Here is a 19,940-nt window from a genome sequence, read left to right on the forward strand (position 1 = left end):
GCCGAACCCGGCACCGGCTGCCCGGCCCGGCACCGGCCGAACCCGCCACCCTGCCACCGTCGTTCTCGCCTGAGAGGCAGCGCACCACCGATGAAGCTCGTCTTCGCCGGCACCCCCGAGGTCGCCGTACCCGCACTGGACGCCCTGATCGCCTCGGAGCGGCACGAGGTCGCGGCCGTCGTCACGCGGCCCGACGCGGCCGCGGGCCGCGGGCGCCGCCTCGTCGCCAGCCCCGTCGCGCAGCGCGCCGAGGAGGCCGGCATCGAGGTGCTCAAGCCCGCGAAGCCGCGCGACGAGGACTTCCTCGCCCGGCTCAGGGAGATCGCCCCGGACTGCTGCCCGGTCGTGGCCTACGGCGCGCTGCTGCCCAAGGAGGCGCTGGAGATCCCCGCCCGCGGCTGGGTGAACCTGCACTTCTCGCTGCTGCCCGCGTGGCGCGGCGCCGCGCCCGTGCAGCACGCCGTGCTGGCGGGCGACGAGGTGACCGGCGCCTCGACCTTCCGGATCGAGGAGGGGCTCGACACAGGACCGGTGTACGGGGTGGTCACCGAGCAGGTGCGGCCGACGGACACCAGCGGGGACCTGCTGACCCGGCTCGCCTTCGCGGGCGCGGGACTGCTGGCCGCGACGATGGACGGCATCGAGGACGGGACGCTCAAGGCGGTGCCGCAGCCCGCCGAGGGCGTCACGTACGCGTCGAAGATCAATGTCGAGGACGCCCTGATCCACTGGTCGGCGCCCGCGCTGCGGGTGGACCGGCTCGTCCGCGCCTGCGCCCCCGCGCCGGGTGCCTGGACGGTGTTCCGCGGGGAGCGGCTGAAGGTGATGTCGGTGGCGCTGCTGCCGGACCGTACGGACCTGGGGCCCGGCGAGCTCGCCGTCACCAAGAACGCGGTGTACGCCGGGACGGGCTCGCACGCGGCCGAGCTGCTGTGGGTGCAGCCGCAGGGCAAGAAGCCGATGCGGGCGGCCGACTGGGCGCGCGGTGTGCGCATCGCGGGCGGGGAGAGGCTGGGCGCATAGGCGTACGGGCCGCGCAGACACAGCAGCCGTCGCGCAGACGTAAGTCCCCAGAGTCACGGGAGACCGGGAACGCCTTGACCTCGACTCTTGTTGAGGTTCTAGGGTCCGTGTCGTGCCGGGAAGCCCACCGCGGCACACCGAGACTCTCGGAGGTGCCCGATGGACATGGAAGTCACCGCGTGGTCGTCGCTCCACCGGGCGACGTACGCCCAGGACGCCGACCGGCGCCCCTTCTCCCGCGCGACGCTCCGCCGCATCGGCGGCTTCGCCCGCCCGCACCGCGCCAAGCTGCTCTGGTTCCTGCTGCTCGGCATCGCGACGGCCATGCTCGCAGTCGCCACGCCCCTGCTCGCCGGCCGGGTCGTCGACGCGATCGTGGACCGCACCTCGAGCGGCGTCGTCATCGGGCTCGCCGCCCTCATCGCCGTCATCGCGCTGGCCGAGGCCGGACTCGGGCTCGTGACCCGCTGGCTGTCCGCCACCATCGGCGAAGGCCTGATCCTCGACCTGCGCACCGCGGTCTTCGACCACGTCCAGCGCATGCCGGTCGCCTTCTTCACGCGTACCCGCACCGGCGCTCTGGTCAGCCGCCTCAACAACGACGTCATCGGCGCGCAGCGGGCGTTCAGCGACACCCTCTCCGGCGTCGTCGGCAACTTCGTGACGCTGCTCCTCACGCTGATCGTGATGATCGGGATCTCCTGGCAGATCACCCTCCTCGCGCTGCTCCTGCTGCCCGTCTTCCTGCTGCCCGCCCGGCGGGTCGGCGGCCGGCTTGCGAAGCTGCGCCGCGAGGCCGCGAACCACAACGCCGCGATGAGCACCCAGATGACCGAGCGCTTCTCCGCGCCCGGAGCGACGCTGGTGAAGCTGTTCGGGCGCCCGGCCGACGAGTCGGCCGAGTTCGCCGCCCGGGCGGACCGCGTACGGGACATCGGGGTGCGTACGGCGATGGTCCAGGTCTCGTTCGTCACCGCGCTGACCCTGGTCTCCGCCCTGGCCCTCGCCCTCGTCTACGGGCTGGGCGGTTTCTACGCGCTGCGCGGCCGGCTCGACCCCGGCGCCGTCGTCGCGCTCGCGCTGCTGCTCACCCGCCTCTACGCGCCGCTGACCGCCCTGGCCGGAGCCCGCGTCGAGGTGATGAGCGCCCTGGTGAGCTTCGAGCGCGTCTTCGAGGTGCTGGACCTGGAGCCGCTCATCACCGAGAAGCCGGACGCCCGGCGGGTTCCGGACGGGCCGGTGTCCGTGGAGTTCGACCGGGTCAACTTCGGCTACCCGTCCGCCGACAAGGTCTCCCTCGCCTCCCTCGAGGAGGTGGCCCAGCTCGACACCCGGGGCGGGGCCGACGTCCTGCACGATGTGTCCTTCCGCGCCGAGCCGGGCCGCATGGTCGCCCTCGTCGGCTCCTCCGGCGCGGGCAAGTCGACCATCGCGCAGCTGGTGCCGCGGCTGTACGACGCCGACAGCGGCGCCGTACGCCTCTCCGGCGTGGACGTACGGGACCTGACCGCCGACTCGGTCCGCGAGACGCTCGGCATGGTGACCCAGGACGGACACCTCTTCCACGACTCGATCCGCGCGAACCTGCTGCTCGCGCGCCCCGGCTCAGGCGACGACGACCTCTGGGACGCCCTCCGCAGGGCCCGGCTCGACGGGCTCGTCGCGGCGCTGCCCGACGGCCTGGACACGGTCGTCGGCGAGCGCGGTTACCGCCTCTCCGGCGGCGAGCGCCAGCGGTTGACGATCGCCCGGCTGCTGCTGGCACGGCCGCGCGTGGTCATCCTCGACGAGGCCACCGCGCACCTGGACTCGACGTCCGAGGCGGCCGTCCAGGAGGCGCTGAGCGAGGCGCTCGACGGGCGCACCGCGGTGGTCATAGCCCACCGGCTGTCCACCGTGCGGGCCGCGGACCTCATCCTCGTCGTCGAGGACGGGCGGATAGTGGAGCGCGGTACGCACACCGATCTGCTGTCGGCGGGCGGCCGTTACGCGGAGCTGTACCGGACCCAGTTCGAGCAGCCGTCCCCGCAGCAGCCGGCGGCGGTCCGGGCCGCGCAGGCGACGTAGGCTGGTCGTCCCAGCCGCGAATCCGTTCAGCCGCGATCCATCTCCGGAGCACATTTCCCGTGACCGACCAGCACCGTCGTCGCCGTCCCGGCGCGCCCTACCGCCGCCCCAAGAAGGACCCGGTCCGCATCCTCGCCTTCGAGGCGCTGCGGGCCGTCGACGAGCGCGACGCGTACGCCAACCTCGTGCTGCCGCCGCTGCTGCGCAAGGCCCGGGAGGAGGAGGGCTTCGACGGCCGGGACGCGGCGCTCGCGACCGAGCTGGTGTACGGGACGCTCCGCCACCAGGGCACGTACGACGCGATCATCGCCGCGTGCGTGGACCGGCCGCTGCGCGAGGTCGACCCGCCGGTGCTGGACGTGCTCAGCCTGGGCGCGCACCAGCTGCTCGGCACCCGGATCCCGACGCACGCGGCGGTCTCGGCGACCGTCGAGCTCGCTCGGGTCGTACTCGGCGACGGGCGGGCGAAGTTCGTCAACGCCGTGCTGCGCAGGATCGCGGACGACGAGCTCGGCGGCTGGCTGGAGCGGGTCGCCCCGCCGTACGACGAGGACCCCGAGGACCACCTGGCCGTCGTCCACTCGCACCCGAGGTGGATCGTCTCCGCGCTGTGGGACGCGCTGGGCGGCGGCCGCGCCGGCATCGAGGACCTGCTGGAGGCGGACAACGAGCGGCCCGAGGTGACGCTCGTCGCCAGGCCTGGCCGGTCCACCACCGGCGAGTTGCTGGAGACGCTGGGGGAGGAGGCCGGGCTGCCGGGCCGCTGGTCGCCGTACGCCGTGCGGCTGGCGGAGGGCGGCGAGCCCGGGGCGCTCGACGCGGTCCGCGAGGGGCGTGCGGGCGTGCAGGACGAGGGCAGCCAGCTGGTCGCGCTCGCGCTCGCGAACGCTCCCCTGGACGGGCCCGACGCCCGCTGGCTCGACGGCTGCGCCGGGCCGGGCGGCAAGGCGGCGCTGCTCGGCGCGCTGGCGGCGGAGCGCGGCGCCGCGCTGCTCGCCTCGGAGAAGCAGCCGCACCGGGCGCGCCTCGTCGACCGGGCCCTCGCCGGGAACCCGGGCCCGTACCAGGTGATCGCCGCGGACGGCACCCGCCCGCCGTGGCGCCCCGGCGCCTTCGACCGGGCGCTGGTGGACGTGCCGTGCACCGGCCTCGGCGCCCTGCGGCGCCGCCCGGAGGCCCGGTGGCGGCGCCGCCCCGAGGACCTGGACGGCTTCGCGCCGCTGCAGCGCGCGCTGCTGCGCGAGGCGCTGAACGCCGTACGCGTCGGCGGGGTCGTCGGGTACGCGACCTGCTCGCCGCACCTGGCGGAGACGCGGACCGTGGTCGAGGACGTGCTGAAGGGGCGGGGCGGGGCCGCGGCCCCCGCGGAGTGGATCGACGCCCGGCCGCTGATGCCGGGGGTGCCCGCACTGGGCGACGGCCCGGACGTCCAGCTGTGGCCGCATCAGCACGGCACGGACGCGATGTATCTGGCCCTGTTGCGGCGTACGGGGTGACGCGGCGCCGGCGATATTTCGTGGAGGTGCGGCCGAGTTCGGCACCGCCGGCGCGCCGCCGTGGTTGAGCGCCGTTGCGGCGGACGATTTTTCCGCCCCGACGGCGAGAAGCCGGACGGCGTGTACCGGCGGTGCCGAACCGGCCGCAACCATGCGCTGCCTTAAGGCGTCCTCGCTGACGACCCGTTCTCGTCAGCGAGCCGGTGCGGCCACCACATGCGGGGTCCGATGTCCAGGAACAACGCGGTGACCAGCACGGACCGTACGACGAAGGTGTCCAGGAGCACGCCCAGCGCGACCGCGAAGCCGATTTCGGCGAAGCCCACCAGGGGCAGGGTGCCCAGCGCGGCGAAGGTGCCCGCCAGGACCAGGCCGGCCGACGTGATGACGGCGCCGGTCGCGGCGAGGGCGGTGAGCGCCCCGCGACGCGTGCCCTGCCTCCGGGCCTCCTCGCGGACCCGGCTGGACAGGAAGATGTTGTAGTCGATGCCCAGGGCGACCAGGAAGACGAAGACGAAGAGCGGGAAGGCGGTGTCCTCGCCCGCATAGTCGAACAGGTAGCGGAAGGCGAGCGCGCTGATGCCGAGCGCCGCCGCGTAGGACAGCACCACCGTCGCGATCAGGACCAGCGGGCCGATCACGGCCCGCAGCAGCAGGCCCAGGATGGCCAGCACCACGACCAGGACCAGCGGGAGCACCACCGCGTTGTCCCGGGTGGAAGCGGTTTCCGCGTCGAGCAGCGCTGCCGTGCCCCCGCCGACCTTGGCGTCCGCGTCCGGGACGGCGTGAGCCGCGTCCCGCACCCGCTCGACCGTGTCCTTCGCGGCCGCGCTGTCCGCGGGGGCGGTCATCGTCGCCTCGAACAGGACCCGGCCCTCGTGCTCGCGCGCGGTTCCCGGCGGAACGCCGATCGACTGCGGCACCACACCGGGCGTGGCCGCGACCGCCCGGCCGACCTGCTCGGCCCGGTCGGCGTTCGCGACGATCACCAGCGGATCGCCGCTGCCCGCGGGGAAGTACCGCGCCGAGACCTCCTGTCCCTTGATCGACTCCTGCTCCTCGGTGAACGCGTCCGTGTTGCTGATGCCCTCGGCACGCAGGGCGAGGATGCCGAGGGACAGCGCGGCCAGGATGACGGCGGTGACCGACCAGACGGCGCGCGGGCGGTGCGAGATGCGGTTGCCCGTACGGGCCCACAGCCCCCGCACGGTCGGCTCGGCGGACCCGTAGTACGGGGTGACCGGCCAGAAGAACCAGCGCCCGACGATCACCAGCAAGGCGGGGAACAGCGTGAGCATCGCGAGCACGGCGATCAGCACGCCGATCGCGCAGACCGGGCCGAGCCCGCTGGTCGAGTTCATCTCGGCGACGAGCAGCACGAGCATGCCCGCGCACACCGTGGCGCCGCTGGCGATGACGGCCGGGCCCGCCCGGTGCAGGGCCAGCGCCATCGCGTCGTGCCGGTCCTCGTGCCGGCGCAGCTCCTCGCGGTACCGGGCGACCAGCAGCAGGGCGTAGTCCGTCCCCGCGCCGAAGACGAGGACGGTGAGGATGCCCGCGCTCTGCCCGTTCACGGTCAGGTCGGCGTAGCGGGCCAGGAGATAGACGATCGCCTGGGCGCTCAGCAGGGACGCGACGGCGGAGACCACCGGCACCAGGAGAAGGGTGGGACTGCGGTACGTGATGAGCAGCGCCACGACCACCACGCCGAGGGCGGCGAGGAGCAGCGTCGAGTCGATGCCCTCGAAGACCTCGGCGAAGTCGGCGTTGGTGCCGGCGGGCCCCGTCACGTACACCTCGAGACCGCCACTGCCGCCACCGCCGCTGCCGACCGTCTCCCGGATGTCGTCGACCGCCTTGGACAGCCGCTCCCAGCCCTCCTCGTCGACGGTGACCGGCAGGTAGATCAGTGCGGCGCGGGGGTCTCCGGGGCGGTTGTAGAGGGGGCCGCGGGCCTCCTCACCGCGGATCCCGTGCGCGCTCAGGCCCTTCAGCTCCGCCGCGTCCTCGGCGATCGCCGCCTGGTCCGCGGCCGTGAGGCCGCTCTCCCGGGCGTAGATCACCACCGCGGGCATGGTCTCGGGCCGGAAGTCCTCGGACAGCCCCAGGACCTGCGTGGATTCGGCACTGCCGGGGAGCCAGGAGGTGGCGTCGTTGTCCTGGGCGCTGCTGAGCTTCTGGGCCAGCGGGGCGAGGGCGAAGATCGCGACCAGCCACAGCAGAAGGACGAGCCACTTGGAGCGACGGCCGCACACCAGCCATGCAACGCCCCGGGATCGTCCTTCCGACATGACGTCCGGCATCAAGGGCTCCCCGGATTGTGTCAACCACGCGTCCGTCAGCAGCCGTCGGCCATGGCAGGCTTAGTGCCATGGCCGTTCAGATCAACCCCAGTATCCTCTCCGCCGACTTCTCGCGCCTGGCGGAGGAGGCGCAAGCCGTCGAGGGCGCCGACTGGCTCCACGTCGATGTGATGGACAACCACTTCGTGCCCAACCTGACGCTCGGCGTGCCGGTCGTCGAGTCGCTGGCCCGCGCCGCGGACACACCGCTGGACTGCCACTTGATGATCGAGGACCCGGACCGCTGGGCCCCGGCGTACGTCGAGGCCGGGGCCGCTTCCGTCACCTTCCACATCGAGGCCGCCCATGCGCCCGTACGGCTGGCCCGCGAGATCCGGGCCAAGGGCGGCCGCGCCTCCATGGCGCTCAAGCCCGCCACCCCGATCGAGCCGTACGAGGACCTGCTGTCCGAGCTGGACATGGTGCTGATCATGACCGTCGAGCCCGGTTTCGGCGGGCAGGCGTTCCTCGACATCATGCTGCCGAAGATCCGCCGTACGCGTGAGCTGATCGCCAAGCACGGTCTGGAGATGTGGCTCCAGGTGGACGGCGGGGTCTCGGCGGAAACGATCGAGCGGTGCGCCGAGGCGGGAGCCGACGTCTTCGTCGCCGGCTCCGCTGTCTACGGCAAGGACGACCCGGCCGCTGCCGTGCGCGCCCTGCGTGCGCGGGCGCAGGAGACCATCGCCAGCGCCGCGTGGGCGTGCAACCACTGAACGTCAGCTCGGTGAACGCGGGGCGGCAAGGGCTGATCAACAACCGCCGGTTCTGACAGGATGAGCAGGAGGGCACCACCCGGCGGGGCCGGGGGTGCCGGCAAGTGCAGCAGTGAGGAGAGTGCGGTGTCTGCTAAGTCGGCGGGTCGGTCTGCCCTGCGGATGGGACCCGCTGAGCTGGTGCAGGCGGCGGCCATGGCCCGCCGCTTCTACCTCGAGGGCAAGTCCAAGATCCAGATTGCGGAGGAGTTCGGCGTCAGCCGCTTCAAGGTCGCGCGGGTCCTGGAGACCGCCCTCGAGCGCGACCTCGTACGCATCGAGATCCGCGTCCCCGCCGAGCTGGACGCGGAGCGCTCCGACGCGCTCCGCGCCCGCTACGGCCTGCGTCACGCGGTCGTCGTGGAGTCCCCCTCCGAGGCCGAGGCGGATGCGCCCGACCCCGAGAACCTCGGCGAGGTCGCCGCCGACCTGCTGGGCGAGCTGGTCGCCGAGGGCGATGTCCTGGGCCTGGCCTGGGGGCGGTCCACCATCCACATGGCCGCGGCCCTGGACCGGCTGCCGCCGTGCACCGTCGTCCAGCTCACCGGCGTGTACGACGCGGGCACCGCCGAGCGCGGCTCGGTCGAGGCCGTACGGCGGGCCGCCCAGGTCTCCGGCGGCGAGGCCCATCCCATCTACGCGCCGATGCTGCTGCCCGACACGGCCACCGCCGCGGCCCTGCGCGGCCAGACCGGGATCGCCCGCGCCTTCGAGTACTTCGACAAGGTCACGGTCGCCTGCGTCTCCATCGGCTCCTGGGAGGCGGGCATCTCCACGGTCTACGACATGCTCACCAAGGAGGAGCGGGAGCACTACGCCTCGCTGGGCGCCGCCGCCGAGATGTCCGCGCACCTCTTCGACGCGGAGGGGCGGCGCATCGGCCGCGACCTGGGGGAGCGGTGCATCACCGTCGAGGCCGACCGGCTTCGCCGGATCCCGGAGGTGGTGGCCATCGCGGGTGGCCACCGCAAGGCCCCCGCGATCGGCGCCGTGCTGCGCTCGGGTCTGGTCACCAGCCTGGTCACGGACACCGCGGCCGCGGACTACCTGCTGCACGAGACCAACCCCGGCCTGCGGCCGGCCCTGGACCGGGCGGACCCGGACGGCGCGTGAGGGCGCCGCCGAGGGGGAACACCTCGGCGACGCCCGCCAGGTCGCCGACTTCGCGGCAGCCGTACGAACTCACTGGAATCTTCCGTCAGTTCACCGGATGAGACCGGGCATCACCTCGCTCGCCGCGGGGGCAGGTGCTCGTTTTCGCTGCGCCGCGGGCGCGTGCGCGGGCATGCTGAATGCATGTCTCGTCACAGTGAGCAAGTGCCCGGTTACCGTACGATCAGGGTCGCCCCGCAGGATGCTCCGGTCGCGGCCCTCGCGGATGTTGAGGCGTGGCAGGCGCGCGACGCGTATCCGGAGATCTACTTCGCCGGTGGCCCGGTCTTCGGCGTGGCGCGGGAGCGCGAGGAGGGCGGCTGGGAGCTGCACCCGTACTTCTCCGGGCTCGCGCCGCAGGACGCCCGCGACAGCATGGGCCCCCACTTCCGGCGGCTGGCGCAGGAGGCGGAGCGGTCCGGGGACCAGGCGGCGCACGAGGAGTGCATGCGGGCGGCCGAGCGGATGGACTGGGAGGCCGTCGACGAGGTGACCGTCCGGGGCGACCGGTACCGGGTGGTCCGTGCGGAACCGTTCATCCGCATGGGACCGGCAGGGCCCGAGCCCCCGCGCCCGACGGATCCCGATCCGGGTGAGCCCGGACAGGCGCGTGAAGTCCCTGACCCCACGGCGGGTTTCGTGATCGATCCGATCACCGCCACGGGCATGTCGGAGGGAATCCTGAAACTTGAGTTGCTGTCCGGCGGCCGCAAGAAGGGCACCGTGCCGCCGGATGTGCGCGCCGACTCGCTGCGCGCCGCGGAGACGCACCCGGGAGGCGTGCTGCTGCCGGCCACGTTCATGACGGCCGAGTACCTGGACGGGCGCTGGCGGCCCGAATCGACCGTCAACTCGACCACGCCGCAGGCGGCCCGAGACGGGCTGGCGATGCGCCTGCGGGTCATGGCGCCGTGGAAGCTCAAGCTCGGAGCGGAGGAGCGCGCGGAGTACGCGAGGGCCGCGGATCGCCTCGACGAGGAGCGGGGCGACGAACTGGAGGTGGCGGGGCGGCGCTTCAGGGTGGTGCGGGTCGAGCGGCTGGTCCGGCTCGGGCCGGACGGCCCCGAGGGACCGCGCCCCTCCGATCCGGACCCGCAGCCGCCGGTCATGGTGCAGAACCAGCAGCTACGGGAGCAGGGGCTGCTGGAGGACGATGACGAGGACGGTCCTGCCGAACTCGACGAGGAGACCCAGGAGCTGGCCCGGCTGTTCCACGAGGAGGAACGCCGGCGCAACGCCCGCCGCGAGCGACGCTGAGCGGCCCGTCGCGGCGGCCTGCAGGCGCCCGGCACGATGCCGTTCCCCTGCCCCGCCCCTCCCCGAAACTGGGGGCTCTGCCCCAGACCCCGAGGCGTCGAGGGGCCCAGCCCCCTGGTAGCGCGCTGGGCTCCCAGCCCCGCACCCGAGGCTCCACCCCCCGAGGGGCCAGGCCGCCGGCCGCTGGTGACGGCTGGCGGCCCTCAGCAATCGCTGGCCCCACCCTGGGGCTGGCGCTTCGCCCCCGGCCTCCGGGGGTTCAGTGGGCGGAGCCCCCGGACCGGGGAGGTGCGGGGCAGAGGCGGACGCACCGGGGGGCCGTCCGCGGCTTGGGCGAAGACACAGGGGAAGCGCGTATCTCCTGGCGGAAGGCACAGAGCCGGGGCGCGGGTTCGCCAGGATCTGCTGCGATCGGGGACAATGACGTAGGAGCCGCAGCCGACCCGCGCTGGGTTCTGTGCTGACTCCCCACCCGCCGACAGCGTAAAATTGCAGGTGAGAGAGTTAGTATGCGTTTCCTCAACGATCAGAAGCCGCCGTACGACCTGACGTACGACGACGTGTTCATGGTGCCGAGCCGCTCCGCGGTCGGCTCCCGGCAGGAGGTCGATCTGTCCTCCCACGACGGGAGCGGCACGACCATCCCGCTCGTCGTGGCCAACATGACCGCGATCGCCGGCCGCCGCATGGCCGAGACGGTCGCCCGCCGGGGCGGCCTCGTGGTCATCCCGCAGGACATCCCACTGGACGTCGTCGCCGACGTCGTCGGCTGGGTCAAGCAGCGGCACCTCGTCCTCGACACCCCGATCGTGCTCGCGCCGCACGCGACCGTGGCCGACGCGCTGTCCCTGCTGCCCAAGCGGGCACACGGGGCGGGCGTCGTGGTCGAGGACGGCCGCCCGGTCGGCATCGTCACCGAGTCCGACCTGACCGGCGTGGACCGGTTCACGCAGCTGACCGAGGTCATGTCGAGGGAGCTGCTGCTCCTCGACGCGGACATCGACCCGCGCGAGGCCTTCAACCGCCTTGACGCCGCGCACCGCAAGATCGCCCCCGCGGTCGGCGAGGACGGCAGGCTCGTCGGCATCCTCAACCGCAAGGGCGCCCTTCGCGCCACCCTCTACACCCCGGCGACCGACGCGAACGGCAGGCTCCGTATCGCCGCCGCGGTCGGCATCAACGGCGATGTCGCGGGCCGCGCCAAGGCGCTGATCGAGGCCGGTGTGGACACGCTCGTCGTGGACACCGCGCACGGCCACCAGGAGTCGATGGTCAGCGCGCTGAAGGCGGTGCGCGGCATCGACCCGCAGGTTCCGGTCGTGGCGGGCAACGTCGTCGCCGCCGAGGGCGTACGCGACCTCATCGAGGCAGGCGCCGACATCGTCAAGGTCGGTGTCGGTCCCGGCGCCATGTGCACCACGCGGATGATGACCGGCGTCGGCCGGCCGCAGTTCTCCGCCGTTCTCGAATGCGCCGCGGAGGCGCGGAAGTTCGGCAAGCACGTGTGGGCCGACGGCGGCGTGCGGCACCCGCGCGACGTCGCCATGGCGCTGGCCGCGGGCGCGTCCAACGTCATGGTCGGCTCCTGGTTCGCGGGTACGTACGAGTCCCCCGGCGACCTCCAGCACACCGCCGACGGGAGGCCGTACAAGGAGAGCTACGGCATGGCGTCCGCGCGCGCGGTGCGCAACCGCACCTTCGACGACTCGGCGTACGACCGGGCGCGCAAGGGCCTGTTCGAGGAGGGCATCTCGACCTCGTGGATGTTCCTCGACCCGGCCCGCCCGGGCGTCGAGGACCTGATCGACTCGATCATCGCGGGCGTGCGCAGCTCCTGCACCTACGCGGGCGCAGCCTCTCTCGAGGAGTTTCACGAGCGGGCCATCATCGGCGTCCAGAGCGCCGCGGGCTACGCCGAGGGCCAGCCGCTGCACGCCAGCTGGCAGTGACGGGCGGCGGGTCGGCAGGAACGGTCCTGCGGTCCGCGCCGCCCCCGTCCCGCCCGCCCCGGTCGGCGGTCAGCGGGGGGCGACGCGGTCGGGCCGGGTCTGTCCACCCCATGGCCTGAACGGCATGGGGATACCCCATCCCTATCGCCCCGCGGAACGCATGCCCACACCGTGACCGGACGCCCGCGCGCGTGCCCCGCAGGCTCCTGACCAGGCCTCCTGACGCCAGAATTTGCTGATCCATGCGGTGACCTGCAACGATCTCCCGTGCCCGCAGCCTACGCGCAACGATGGTGCGTGGATGCGCAAGGTTCGTGCATTACGGGCCCATGCGCCCGGCTCGTAGGGTCGTGCGCTGAACGTGGAGTGGCGGAGACCGCTTGCTCGGCGGTCCCCCTCTCACCGGGCTCTTCTCCCATGCCCGCCGGGGGCGCCGATGGTCCCCGCCCCTGACAGGCATCGAAGAAGGAGCCCACCCAGTGTTGGACCACGGCGCAGCCCCACCGGCCGCAGACAGTCAGACACAGTCCCCCCGGCCGCCCGCCGGCGGGCTCGGTGCCCGTCTCATGCGGCGCAAGCCCGTCGAAAGGCTCGTCGCGGAAGGCGGCCACGGCCAGGGCGGCACCTTGCGCCGCACCCTCGGCATGTGGCAGCTGACGATGATCAGCATCGGTGCCACGCTGGGCACCGGCATCTTCGTCGTGCTCGGCGAGGCGGTGCCGGACGCGGGCCCCGCGGTCATGGTGTCGTTCGTGATAGCCGGTCTGACGGCGCTCTTCTCCGCCCTCTCGTACGCCGAGCTGGCCGGCACCATTCCGGTCTCCGGCTCCTCGTACTCCTACGCCTACGCCACCATGGGCGAGCTCGTCGCCTGGGTCTGCGGCTGGTGTCTGATCCTCGAGTACGGCGTGTCGGTCGCGGCCGTCGCCGTCGGCTGGGGCGAGTACCTCAACGAGCTCCTCGGCGGCACCATCGGCTTCACCATCCCCGACGCGCTGGCCGCGCCGCCCGGTGACGGCGGCCTGTTCAACCTGCCCGCGCTGCTGGTCGTGCTGCTCTCCATGGCCTTCCTGCTCGGCGGGGCCAAGGAGAGCGCCCGCGCCAACACGATCATGGTCGCGGTGAAGATCGGCGCGCTGCTGCTGTTCTGCGCCATCGCCTTCATGGGCATCAGGGCCGGGAACTACCAGCCGTTCATGCCGCTCGGCATGGCGGGCGTCAGCGCCGCGGGAGCGACCCTCTTCTTCTCCTACATCGGCTTCGATGCCGCCTCCACCGCAGGTGAGGAGGCCAAGAACCCCAAGCGCGACCTTCCGCGCGCGATCATGCTCTCGCTGCTCATCGTGACCGCCCTGTACGTCCTGGTGGCGGCCGTCGCCGTCGGCGCGCAGCCGTGGAAGAAGTTCGAGGGCTCCGACGCCGCCCTCGCCGGGATCATGAACAACGTGACGGGCCAGAGCTTCTGGGGCGTGCTGCTCGCCGCGGGCGCCGTCATCGCCATCGCCAGCGTCATCCTCACCGTGCTCTACGGCCAGACCCGGATCCTGTTCGCGATGTCCCGCGACGGCCTGGTGCCCAAGGTCTTCTCGAAGGTCCACTCGCGTTCCGGCACCCCGCGCGCCAACACCGTGATCGTCTCGCTCTTCTGCGGTGTGCTCGCGGCCGCGGTCCCGCTCGGCCAGCTCGCCGACGCCACCAGCATCGGCACGCTCTTCGCCTTCGCGCTGGTGAACATCGCGGTCATCGTGCTGCGCAGGACCCGCCCCGAGATGCCCCGCTCCTTCCGGGTGCCGCTCTCCCCGCTCCTGCCGGTCATCGGCTTCGGGCTCTGCGTGTGGATGATGGGCAGCCTCGACGTCATCACCTGGACGGTCTTCGGGGTCTGGATGGCCACCGGCCTTGTGATCTACTTCGGTTACGGCATGCGCCGCTCCCGCCTGGAAGCGGCACCCGCAGACGCCACCACGTCAGGCTCCGTAGAGAAGTGATCCACCCGCAGTGCGACTGAACGATCTCGACGAACGCATCGTCCACGCCCTCGCCGAGGACGCCCGCCGCTCCTACGCGGACATCGGCGCCGAGGTCGGCCTGTCCGCGCCCGCCGTCAAGCGGCGCGTGGACAGGCTCCGGGCGGAGGGAGCCATCACCGGCTTCACCGTCCGCGTCGACCCGGCGGCCCTCGGCTGGGAGACGGAGGGTTATATCGAGATGTACTGCCGCCACAACACCTCACCCGAGGACATCCGCCGCGGCCTGTCGCGCTACCCGGAGGTGGCGTCCGCGTCGACCGTGACCGGCGACGCGGACGCCATCGTCCAGATCTTCGCCGCCGACATGCGCCACTTCGAGCAGGTGCTGGAGCGGATCGCGGGCGAGCCGTTCGTGGAACGCACCAAGTCGGTGCTGGTCCTCTCCCCGCTGCTGCGCCGCTACAGCTCGGGCGCGCCGGGCTGACGGAGTGTGAACTCGCCTGTGGTCCATGGGAAGGAGGGCCGGCGGCGGGCCGCATGAACCCCTGGGGGATCCTTGGTGTTTCCCGGGGCCTCACTTGCAGGTCGTTGTTCGCCGACTCGGCATCTGCCAGCTTGGACTGGCAGGTGGCGTGAACAGTCTGCAGAAAGAGGTGGCGGGATGGACGGCGCGCTGTGGATGTACGCCGTGCTGGCACTCGCCACCGCGCTGCCGTTGCTGCCCAACTCCGCGATCCTGGCCGGCGCGGGAGCGCTGGCCGCCGTAGGCAGGCTCCAGCTGTCTCTCGTACTGCTCGTACCGCTGGCCGGCGCGATAGCCGGTGACCTGGCCGTGTACTGGGCCGGAACCCGGGCCCGCGGCCGTGTGCTGGGCTGGGTGGTACGCAACCCCAGGCGCCGCGCGGCGATGGGGTGGGCGGCGAGCCGCGTCGGGCGGCACGGTGTGCCGGCCGTGATAGCGATGCGCTTCGTGCCCAGCGGGCGCTTCGTGGGCGGGCTGACCACCGGCATCGTGGGCTTCGGCCGGCGCCGGTATCTGCTCGGTGCCGGCGTCGCCGAGCTGATCTTCGTCTCCTACACCGTCGGTCTCGGCTATACCGGCGGGCTCGTCGCCGCGAGCAGTGGATCCGCGCTGATCATCGGGCCCGGTGTCTCCCTGCTCGTCGCAGGCGTGGCGGCCGCGGCGCAGGGGATGTCCTGCAGGCGTGCCGCGCGTGTCCGGAGGGTGTCGGCGGCTGTGTGAGGCGGCCCAAGCCGCCTTACGGACGCTGCGGTTGAGGCAGCCGGCCCGACCAGATGCCGCAGGCCGGATCCGGCCCCGGCCGCCGCCCGGGCCCCGATCGCGACGGGCCTCGTGACGCTCGCTCCGCCGAGGTGGGAACCGGCCCCCGCTGCGGGCCGCTCAACGCTTCATTAGTTCTCGTCACCCTCGAATGAGGCACCCGCGCATGTTCCTGGGCATGTGCGGTGCGCTGTGGTGACGCCCGAGCTTACTGGCCGGACGTCGGAACCATGTGAGCCGGCCGGCCCGGGAAAGGGGTCGCTTTCCTGACCAACTCGCCCTGCGCTACGTGCTGTTCGCGGGGTGATGTACGTCATTTTCCTCCTACTTGCGAGTAACCTTCGGGGCTCCGACCACTAGCGTGCAGAGGCATCCTGTCCCTCTGCCCCCCGGGGAGACCATGCGCCGGCGACCTGGCCGAAGCACGATCCGCACCCGGATCGTCGCCCTCACCCTGATCCCGATCGTCGCACTGCTCACCCTCTGGGCCTCCGTGATGGTCTCGATGACCGGTGACCTGCGGGCGCTGATCCGGCTTCAGGAGGTGTACAAGCACTTCGGCAGCCCCGTGGACACCGCCGTCGGGGAGATCCAGGTCGAACGGCGCCTGGCCGCCGCGTATCTCGCATCCCCCGCCGCCACCGCCCGGGTCGCAGATCTGGCAGCCCAGCAGCGCTCCACCGACGACGCCGTACGGGCCATGCGTACCGCGGCGGAGGACTCCGAGCACCAGGACGACCTCTCCGGGGAGCAGCGCGGCGCCCTCGACGCGATGCTCGACGCCGCAGCTGAACTGCCCGCGCTGCGCGACAAGGTGATCGCCCGGAAGATCTCCTGGGACCGGGCCGTCGACGACTACACCGCCGTCATCGAGCCGACCTTCGCAGTCGGGTCGGCGCTGACCGCCCTCCAGGCGGGACACCTCGCGCGGGAGGCGCAGGTCGTCGTGGACCTCGTACGGGTCCGGGAGTTCGTGTCCCGGGAGGATGCGCTCGTCGCCGGGGCCAGGGCGGCCGGGGGATTCGAGGCGGCCCAGTACCGCGCTCTGACCGGCGCGATCGAGGACCGGCGGGTCTTCCAGCGGACGTACGTGCCGTCCCTCCCCGCCGACTCCCGCGCTCTCTTCCAGGACTTCGAGCGGGGCCGCGAGTACCGGGCGCTGACCGAGGGCGAGGACGCGCTGCTGAGCGCAGGGGCGAAGAGCGCGGGGAAGGCGGTCGCGGCGGACTCCTGGCGCACCACCATGGACCGGGCGGTCAAGCGCTACATGGTGCTGTGCACCGAGGCCGCCAGGAACTCGGCGGCCCGCGCCCGCGACTTCGCCCGGGGCGAGCTGCTCCGGTCGGGGATCGCGGGCGGCGTCGGCCTCGTCGCGGTCTGCGGCTCGGTCTGGCTCTCGGTCCGCGCAGGCCGGCGCATCTCCCGCAGGCTCGAGGAGCTGCGCGACGCCGCCGACCTGGCCACCCAGCAACTGCCCGAGGTGATGCGGCGGCTCAGCACCGGCGAGCCGGTGGACGTGGACGGGGCGGCTCCGCCGCTCGCGTACGGCGACGGCGACGGTGACGGTCACGGCGACGGCGACTCCCGGGGCTCGGCGGCACAGGACGAGATCGGCCAGGTCGGGCAGGCCCTCAACACCGCGCGCCGGGCGGCCGTGGAGGCGGCCGTGAAGCAGGCGGGCCTGCGCCGGGGCGTATTCGCCGTCCTCCTCAACATCGCCCGGCGCAACCAGGCGTTGGTGCACCGCCAGTTGAAGCTGGTGGACACCCTGGAGCGGCGCACCGACGACCCCGACGTCCTGGAGGACCTGTTCCGCATCGACCACCTGACGACGCGGATGCGGCGCCACGCCGAAGGCCTGATCATCCTCTCCGGCGCGACACCGGGCCGCCGCTGGCGCAACCCGGTGCCCGTGGTCGAGGTGGTCGGTTCGGCGGTCGGCGAGATCGAGGAGTACGCGCGCGTGGTCGTGCCACCGATGCCCGCCGTCGGCGTCACCGGCCAGGCGGTGGCGGACGTGGTGCATCTGATCGCCGAACTCGTCGAGAACGCCACCGCCTTCTCCCCGCCCCACACCCAGGTGACCATGCGGCCGGAGGAGATCAGGGGCGGCTTCGTGCTGCGGATCGACGACCGCGGTCTCGGCATGGCCCCCGCGGAGCTCGCGGAGGCCAACCGGACGCTCGCGCTCGAGGGGGACTTCGACCCGGCGCAGACCGAGCGGCTCGGCCTGTACGTCGTCGGGCGGCTCGCCGGCCGCCACGGCATCGAGGTGACCCTCACCCGGTCCCCGTACGGCGGCACGACGGCCGCCGTCCTGCTGCCGAGCGCGATCCTGGCCGAAGCCTCCCCCGCGGCCGAGGCGGCTCCCGCGGACGCCGGAACCCCCGCGCACGCCATGGGGTCCGCCCAGGCCGCGGCCCCCTCGAACGGGGGGACCGCCCACCGCGCGCCTGAACCACCCGGCCCTCCCGCACGTACGAAGAGGGTGCCGGAGGCACATGCGACGGGGGAGGAGGCGCGTACGAGTGAGCCGGAAGCGGAGACCACGGCGCCGAGCGAGGCGGGCGAACGGCCCGAGCTGCCCACCCGCGTGCGCCAGGCGAGCATCGCGCCCCAGCTGCGCACAGCCCACCCGGACCCGTCACCCGCACCCTCCGGTCGCGCCGCGGACGAGGGCCGCAACGGCCATGACGCCCACGGCGCCCACGAGGCCGAAGACGACGTCACGCCCGAGCGGATGGGCGCGATCTTCGGAGCGTTCCAGCGGGGTCTGGAGCGCGGCCGCCGCGTCGAGCCGCACGATCCGGACACCGACCACGACTCAGGGAGCGGACGATGACACGCGAGCACCGCACCGGCGGCGGCGCCCAGGAGCGGTCCGGCGCATTCGACTGGCTGCTCGAGGACCTGGTCGCCCGCACCGGCAACGTCCGGCAGGCGATCCTGCTGTCCGCGGACGGCCTCGCGACGAGTGCGTCCGAGGGCATGCGACAGAAGGACATCGATCACCTCGCCGCGGTCGCCGCGGGCTTCTACAGCCTCGCCAGGGGCATCGGCGAGCGGTTCGAGGCCGGTGGCGTGCGCCAGACCATGGTCATGCTCGACGACGCGTACCTCGTCGTCACCGAGGCGGGCGAGAGCAGCCGCCTGGCCGTGCTCGCCGATGCCGAGACGGACATCGGTCAGCTCGCCTACGAGATGTCGCTGCTGGTCAAGCGGGCGGGACGGCATATGGCCGCCGAGGCGCGCGCCGAAGCCGCGGGCGGATGACAGGGCACGACGACGAGGACGCGCACTGGTACGAGGACGAGTCAGGCCCGATGGTGCGCCCCTACACCGTCACCCACGGCCGCACCCGGTCCGCCACTGCACGTGACGTCGACCTGATGGCCTGGGTCACGGCCGTGGACGGCGCGGTGGACGCGGCCGACCCGCGGCGGGCCCTCGACCACGCCAGGACGGCCCTCCTCGATCTGATCCGCCGGGGCCCGCGCACCCTCGCCGAGCTCGCCGCCGGCGCCGACCTGCCGCTCACCGTCGTACGAGTCCTGCTCGGGGACCTGGTGGACGCCGGTCTCGCGCACGTCAGCCGCCCGCCCACCGCCGGGGGCCGTCCGGAACCCGAGCTGCTGCGCGAGGTCGTCGCCCGGCTGCGCGAGCTGTGAATCCACCCCCGGGACAACAATTCGCCGCAGGTGCCGGACATCGCGCAACACATCGCTCACCGGTGCGCAATGGACGCGCCTTGTCCGCCCGCGACCGCGGATCGTACCGTCGTGGAGACCCCGGAAATGCCCGCAACGTCCACCGCGAAGAGGTTCCATGGCGCCGCTGCGCACCGCGCTGTTCCAAGGCCCCGGCGGCGTCCCGCACTCCCGTGAGGACAGCCTCGCCGCGCTCGACGGGGCCGCCCGCAGGGCCGCCCGCGCCGGCGCAGTCCTGCTGCTCACCTCCGAGCTGTTCCTCACCGGCTACGCCGTCGGCAGCGCCCTGCCCGAGCTGGCGGAGACCGCGGAGGGGCCCGGCGCCCGGCGCGTCGCGGAGATCGCCGCCGAGCACGGCCTCGCCATCGCGTACGGCTACCCCGAGCGCGACGGCTGCGCCCTCCACAACTCGGCCCAGCTGATCGGCCCCGACGGCGCCCGCCTGGCGAACTACCGCAAGACCCACCTCTTCGGCGAGTTCGAGACGACCTACTTCACGCCCGGCGACGAGCCCGTCGTCCAGGCCGACGTGGACGGCGTCCGGATCGGGCTGCTGATCTGCTACGACGTGGAGTTCCCGGAGACCGTACGGGCCCACGCGCTGGCCGGCACCGAGCTGCTGCTGGTCCCCACAGCGCTCATGCGCCCGTACGAGATCGTCGCCGAGACCGTGCTTCCGGCCCGCGCCTGGGAGAGCCAGCTCTACATCGCGTACGCCAACCGCTGCGGCCCCGAAGGGGACTTCGACTTCACCGGGCTGAGCTGCCTCGCCGCGCCCGACGGGACCGCGCGCGCCCGTGCGGGCACCGCCGAGGACCTGGTCGTCGCCGACGCCGACCCCGACTTCCTCAAGGCCTCCCGCGCCGAGAACACCTACCTCGGCGACCGCAGGCCCGAGCTGTACGGCTCCCTCGTCTGAGCCTCCTCACTCCGCCGCACC

The 19,940-nt window shown here is 72.9% G+C and carries 15 protein-coding genes; 14 read left to right on the forward strand and 1 reads right to left on the reverse strand.

The window, feature by feature from the left end; translation table 11 throughout:
* Positions 1-90: 90 nt before the first annotated feature.
* The 3 genes from fmt (at position 91) to ACTWQC_RS17325 (ending at position 4,586) form a co-directional block, all read left to right on the forward strand.
* Positions 91-1,023, forward strand: coding sequence for a methionyl-tRNA formyltransferase (gene fmt, locus ACTWQC_RS17315; protein WP_443316594.1), 933 nt, complete (start codon positions 91-93; stop codon positions 1,021-1,023).
* Between the two features lie 159 nt (positions 1,024-1,182).
* Positions 1,183-3,090, forward strand: coding sequence for an ABC transporter ATP-binding protein (locus ACTWQC_RS17320; RefSeq protein ID WP_443316595.1), 1,908 nt, complete (start codon positions 1,183-1,185; stop codon positions 3,088-3,090).
* A gap of 59 nt (positions 3,091-3,149) precedes the next feature.
* Entirely contained in the window at positions 3,150-4,586 is a 1,437-nt protein-coding gene (locus ACTWQC_RS17325; RefSeq protein WP_443316596.1) for an RsmB/NOP family class I SAM-dependent RNA methyltransferase, read from the forward strand.
* Positions 4,587-4,747: 161 nt separating this feature from the next.
* On the opposite strand, the gene ACTWQC_RS17330 is transcribed toward ACTWQC_RS17325, so the two are convergent.
* The gene (locus tag ACTWQC_RS17330; RefSeq protein ID WP_443316597.1) at positions 4,748-6,877 is read right to left on the reverse strand and encodes an MMPL family transporter; all 2,130 of its coding nucleotides are present in this window, start codon (positions 6,875-6,877) and stop codon (positions 4,748-4,750) included.
* Positions 6,878-6,957: 80 nt separating this feature from the next.
* Between ACTWQC_RS17330 and rpe the strand changes: the two genes are divergently transcribed.
* The 11 genes from rpe (at position 6,958) to ACTWQC_RS17385 (ending at position 19,919) form a co-directional block, all read left to right on the forward strand.
* Positions 6,958-7,644: a ribulose-phosphate 3-epimerase gene (gene rpe / locus ACTWQC_RS17335; protein ID WP_443316598.1), complete on the forward strand. Its 687-nt coding sequence runs from the start codon at positions 6,958-6,960 to the stop codon at positions 7,642-7,644.
* Positions 7,645-7,806: 162 nt separating this feature from the next.
* Positions 7,807-8,796: a sugar-binding transcriptional regulator gene (locus ACTWQC_RS17340; protein ID WP_443316599.1), complete on the forward strand. Its 990-nt coding sequence runs from the start codon at positions 7,807-7,809 to the stop codon at positions 8,794-8,796.
* 183 nt (positions 8,797-8,979) lie between these two features.
* Positions 8,980-10,092 (forward strand): DUF5954 family protein, encoded by a 1,113-nt coding sequence (locus tag ACTWQC_RS17345; protein WP_443316600.1) that lies wholly within the window; start codon positions 8,980-8,982, stop codon positions 10,090-10,092.
* Between the two features lie 509 nt (positions 10,093-10,601).
* Positions 10,602-12,041 carry a GuaB1 family IMP dehydrogenase-related protein gene (locus ACTWQC_RS17350; protein ID WP_443316601.1) on the forward strand — a complete coding sequence of 480 codons (1,440 nt, stop codon included), beginning with the start codon at positions 10,602-10,604 and terminating at the stop codon, positions 12,039-12,041.
* 479 nt (positions 12,042-12,520) lie between these two features.
* A complete protein-coding gene (locus ACTWQC_RS17355; RefSeq protein ID WP_443316602.1) occupies positions 12,521-14,029 on the forward strand; it encodes an amino acid permease in 1,509 nt (502 codons plus the stop codon).
* 10 nt (positions 14,030-14,039) lie between these two features.
* A complete protein-coding gene (locus ACTWQC_RS17360; protein WP_443316603.1) occupies positions 14,040-14,495 on the forward strand; it encodes an Lrp/AsnC family transcriptional regulator in 456 nt (151 codons plus the stop codon).
* 177 nt (positions 14,496-14,672) lie between these two features.
* Positions 14,673-15,254 (forward strand): DedA family protein, encoded by a 582-nt coding sequence (locus ACTWQC_RS17365; protein WP_443316604.1) that lies wholly within the window; start codon positions 14,673-14,675, stop codon positions 15,252-15,254.
* Positions 15,255-15,693: 439 nt separating this feature from the next.
* Entirely contained in the window at positions 15,694-18,135 is a 2,442-nt protein-coding gene (locus ACTWQC_RS17370) for a nitrate- and nitrite sensing domain-containing protein (RefSeq protein ID WP_443316605.1), read from the forward strand.
* A complete protein-coding gene (locus tag ACTWQC_RS17375; RefSeq protein WP_443316606.1) occupies positions 18,132-18,566 on the forward strand; it encodes a roadblock/LC7 domain-containing protein in 435 nt (144 codons plus the stop codon). Before ACTWQC_RS17370 ends, ACTWQC_RS17375 begins: the two co-directional genes overlap by 4 nt.
* A complete protein-coding gene (locus ACTWQC_RS17380) occupies positions 18,563-18,961 on the forward strand; it encodes a DUF742 domain-containing protein (protein WP_443316607.1) in 399 nt (132 codons plus the stop codon). Before ACTWQC_RS17375 ends, ACTWQC_RS17380 begins: the two co-directional genes overlap by 4 nt.
* A gap of 157 nt (positions 18,962-19,118) precedes the next feature.
* Positions 19,119-19,919: a carbon-nitrogen hydrolase family protein gene (locus tag ACTWQC_RS17385; protein ID WP_443316608.1), complete on the forward strand. Its 801-nt coding sequence runs from the start codon at positions 19,119-19,121 to the stop codon at positions 19,917-19,919.
* Positions 19,920-19,940: the final 21 nt, after the last annotated feature.

Origin of the sequence: Streptomyces sp. 8N616, assembly GCF_052246385.1 — a bacterium.
Lineage (GTDB): Bacteria > Actinomycetota > Actinomycetes > Streptomycetales > Streptomycetaceae > Streptomyces.

Excerpts from the sequence above, each read along its gene's own strand:
- fmt (WP_443316594.1), top strand. The coding sequence starts at position 91 with ATGAAGCTCGTCTTCGCCGGCACCCCCGAGGTCGCCGTACCCGCACTG.
- ACTWQC_RS17320 (WP_443316595.1), top strand. The coding sequence starts at position 1,183 with ATGGACATGGAAGTCACCGCGTGGTCGTCGCTCCACCGGGCGACGTAC.
- ACTWQC_RS17330 (WP_443316597.1), bottom strand. The coding sequence starts at position 6,877 with ATGTCGGAAGGACGATCCCGGGGCGTTGCATGGCTGGTGTGCGGCCGT.
- rpe (WP_443316598.1), top strand. The coding sequence starts at position 6,958 with ATGGCCGTTCAGATCAACCCCAGTATCCTCTCCGCCGACTTCTCGCGC.
- ACTWQC_RS17340 (WP_443316599.1), top strand. The coding sequence starts at position 7,807 with ATGGGACCCGCTGAGCTGGTGCAGGCGGCGGCCATGGCCCGCCGCTTC.
- ACTWQC_RS17345 (WP_443316600.1), top strand. The coding sequence starts at position 8,980 with ATGTCTCGTCACAGTGAGCAAGTGCCCGGTTACCGTACGATCAGGGTC.
- ACTWQC_RS17350 (WP_443316601.1), top strand. The coding sequence starts at position 10,602 with ATGCGTTTCCTCAACGATCAGAAGCCGCCGTACGACCTGACGTACGAC.
- ACTWQC_RS17365 (WP_443316604.1), top strand. The coding sequence starts at position 14,673 with ATGGACGGCGCGCTGTGGATGTACGCCGTGCTGGCACTCGCCACCGCG.
- ACTWQC_RS17370 (WP_443316605.1), top strand. The coding sequence starts at position 15,694 with ATGCGCCGGCGACCTGGCCGAAGCACGATCCGCACCCGGATCGTCGCC.
- ACTWQC_RS17375 (WP_443316606.1), top strand. The coding sequence starts at position 18,132 with ATGACACGCGAGCACCGCACCGGCGGCGGCGCCCAGGAGCGGTCCGGC.
- ACTWQC_RS17380 (WP_443316607.1), top strand. The coding sequence starts at position 18,563 with ATGACAGGGCACGACGACGAGGACGCGCACTGGTACGAGGACGAGTCA.
- ACTWQC_RS17385 (WP_443316608.1), top strand. The coding sequence starts at position 19,119 with ATGGCGCCGCTGCGCACCGCGCTGTTCCAAGGCCCCGGCGGCGTCCCG.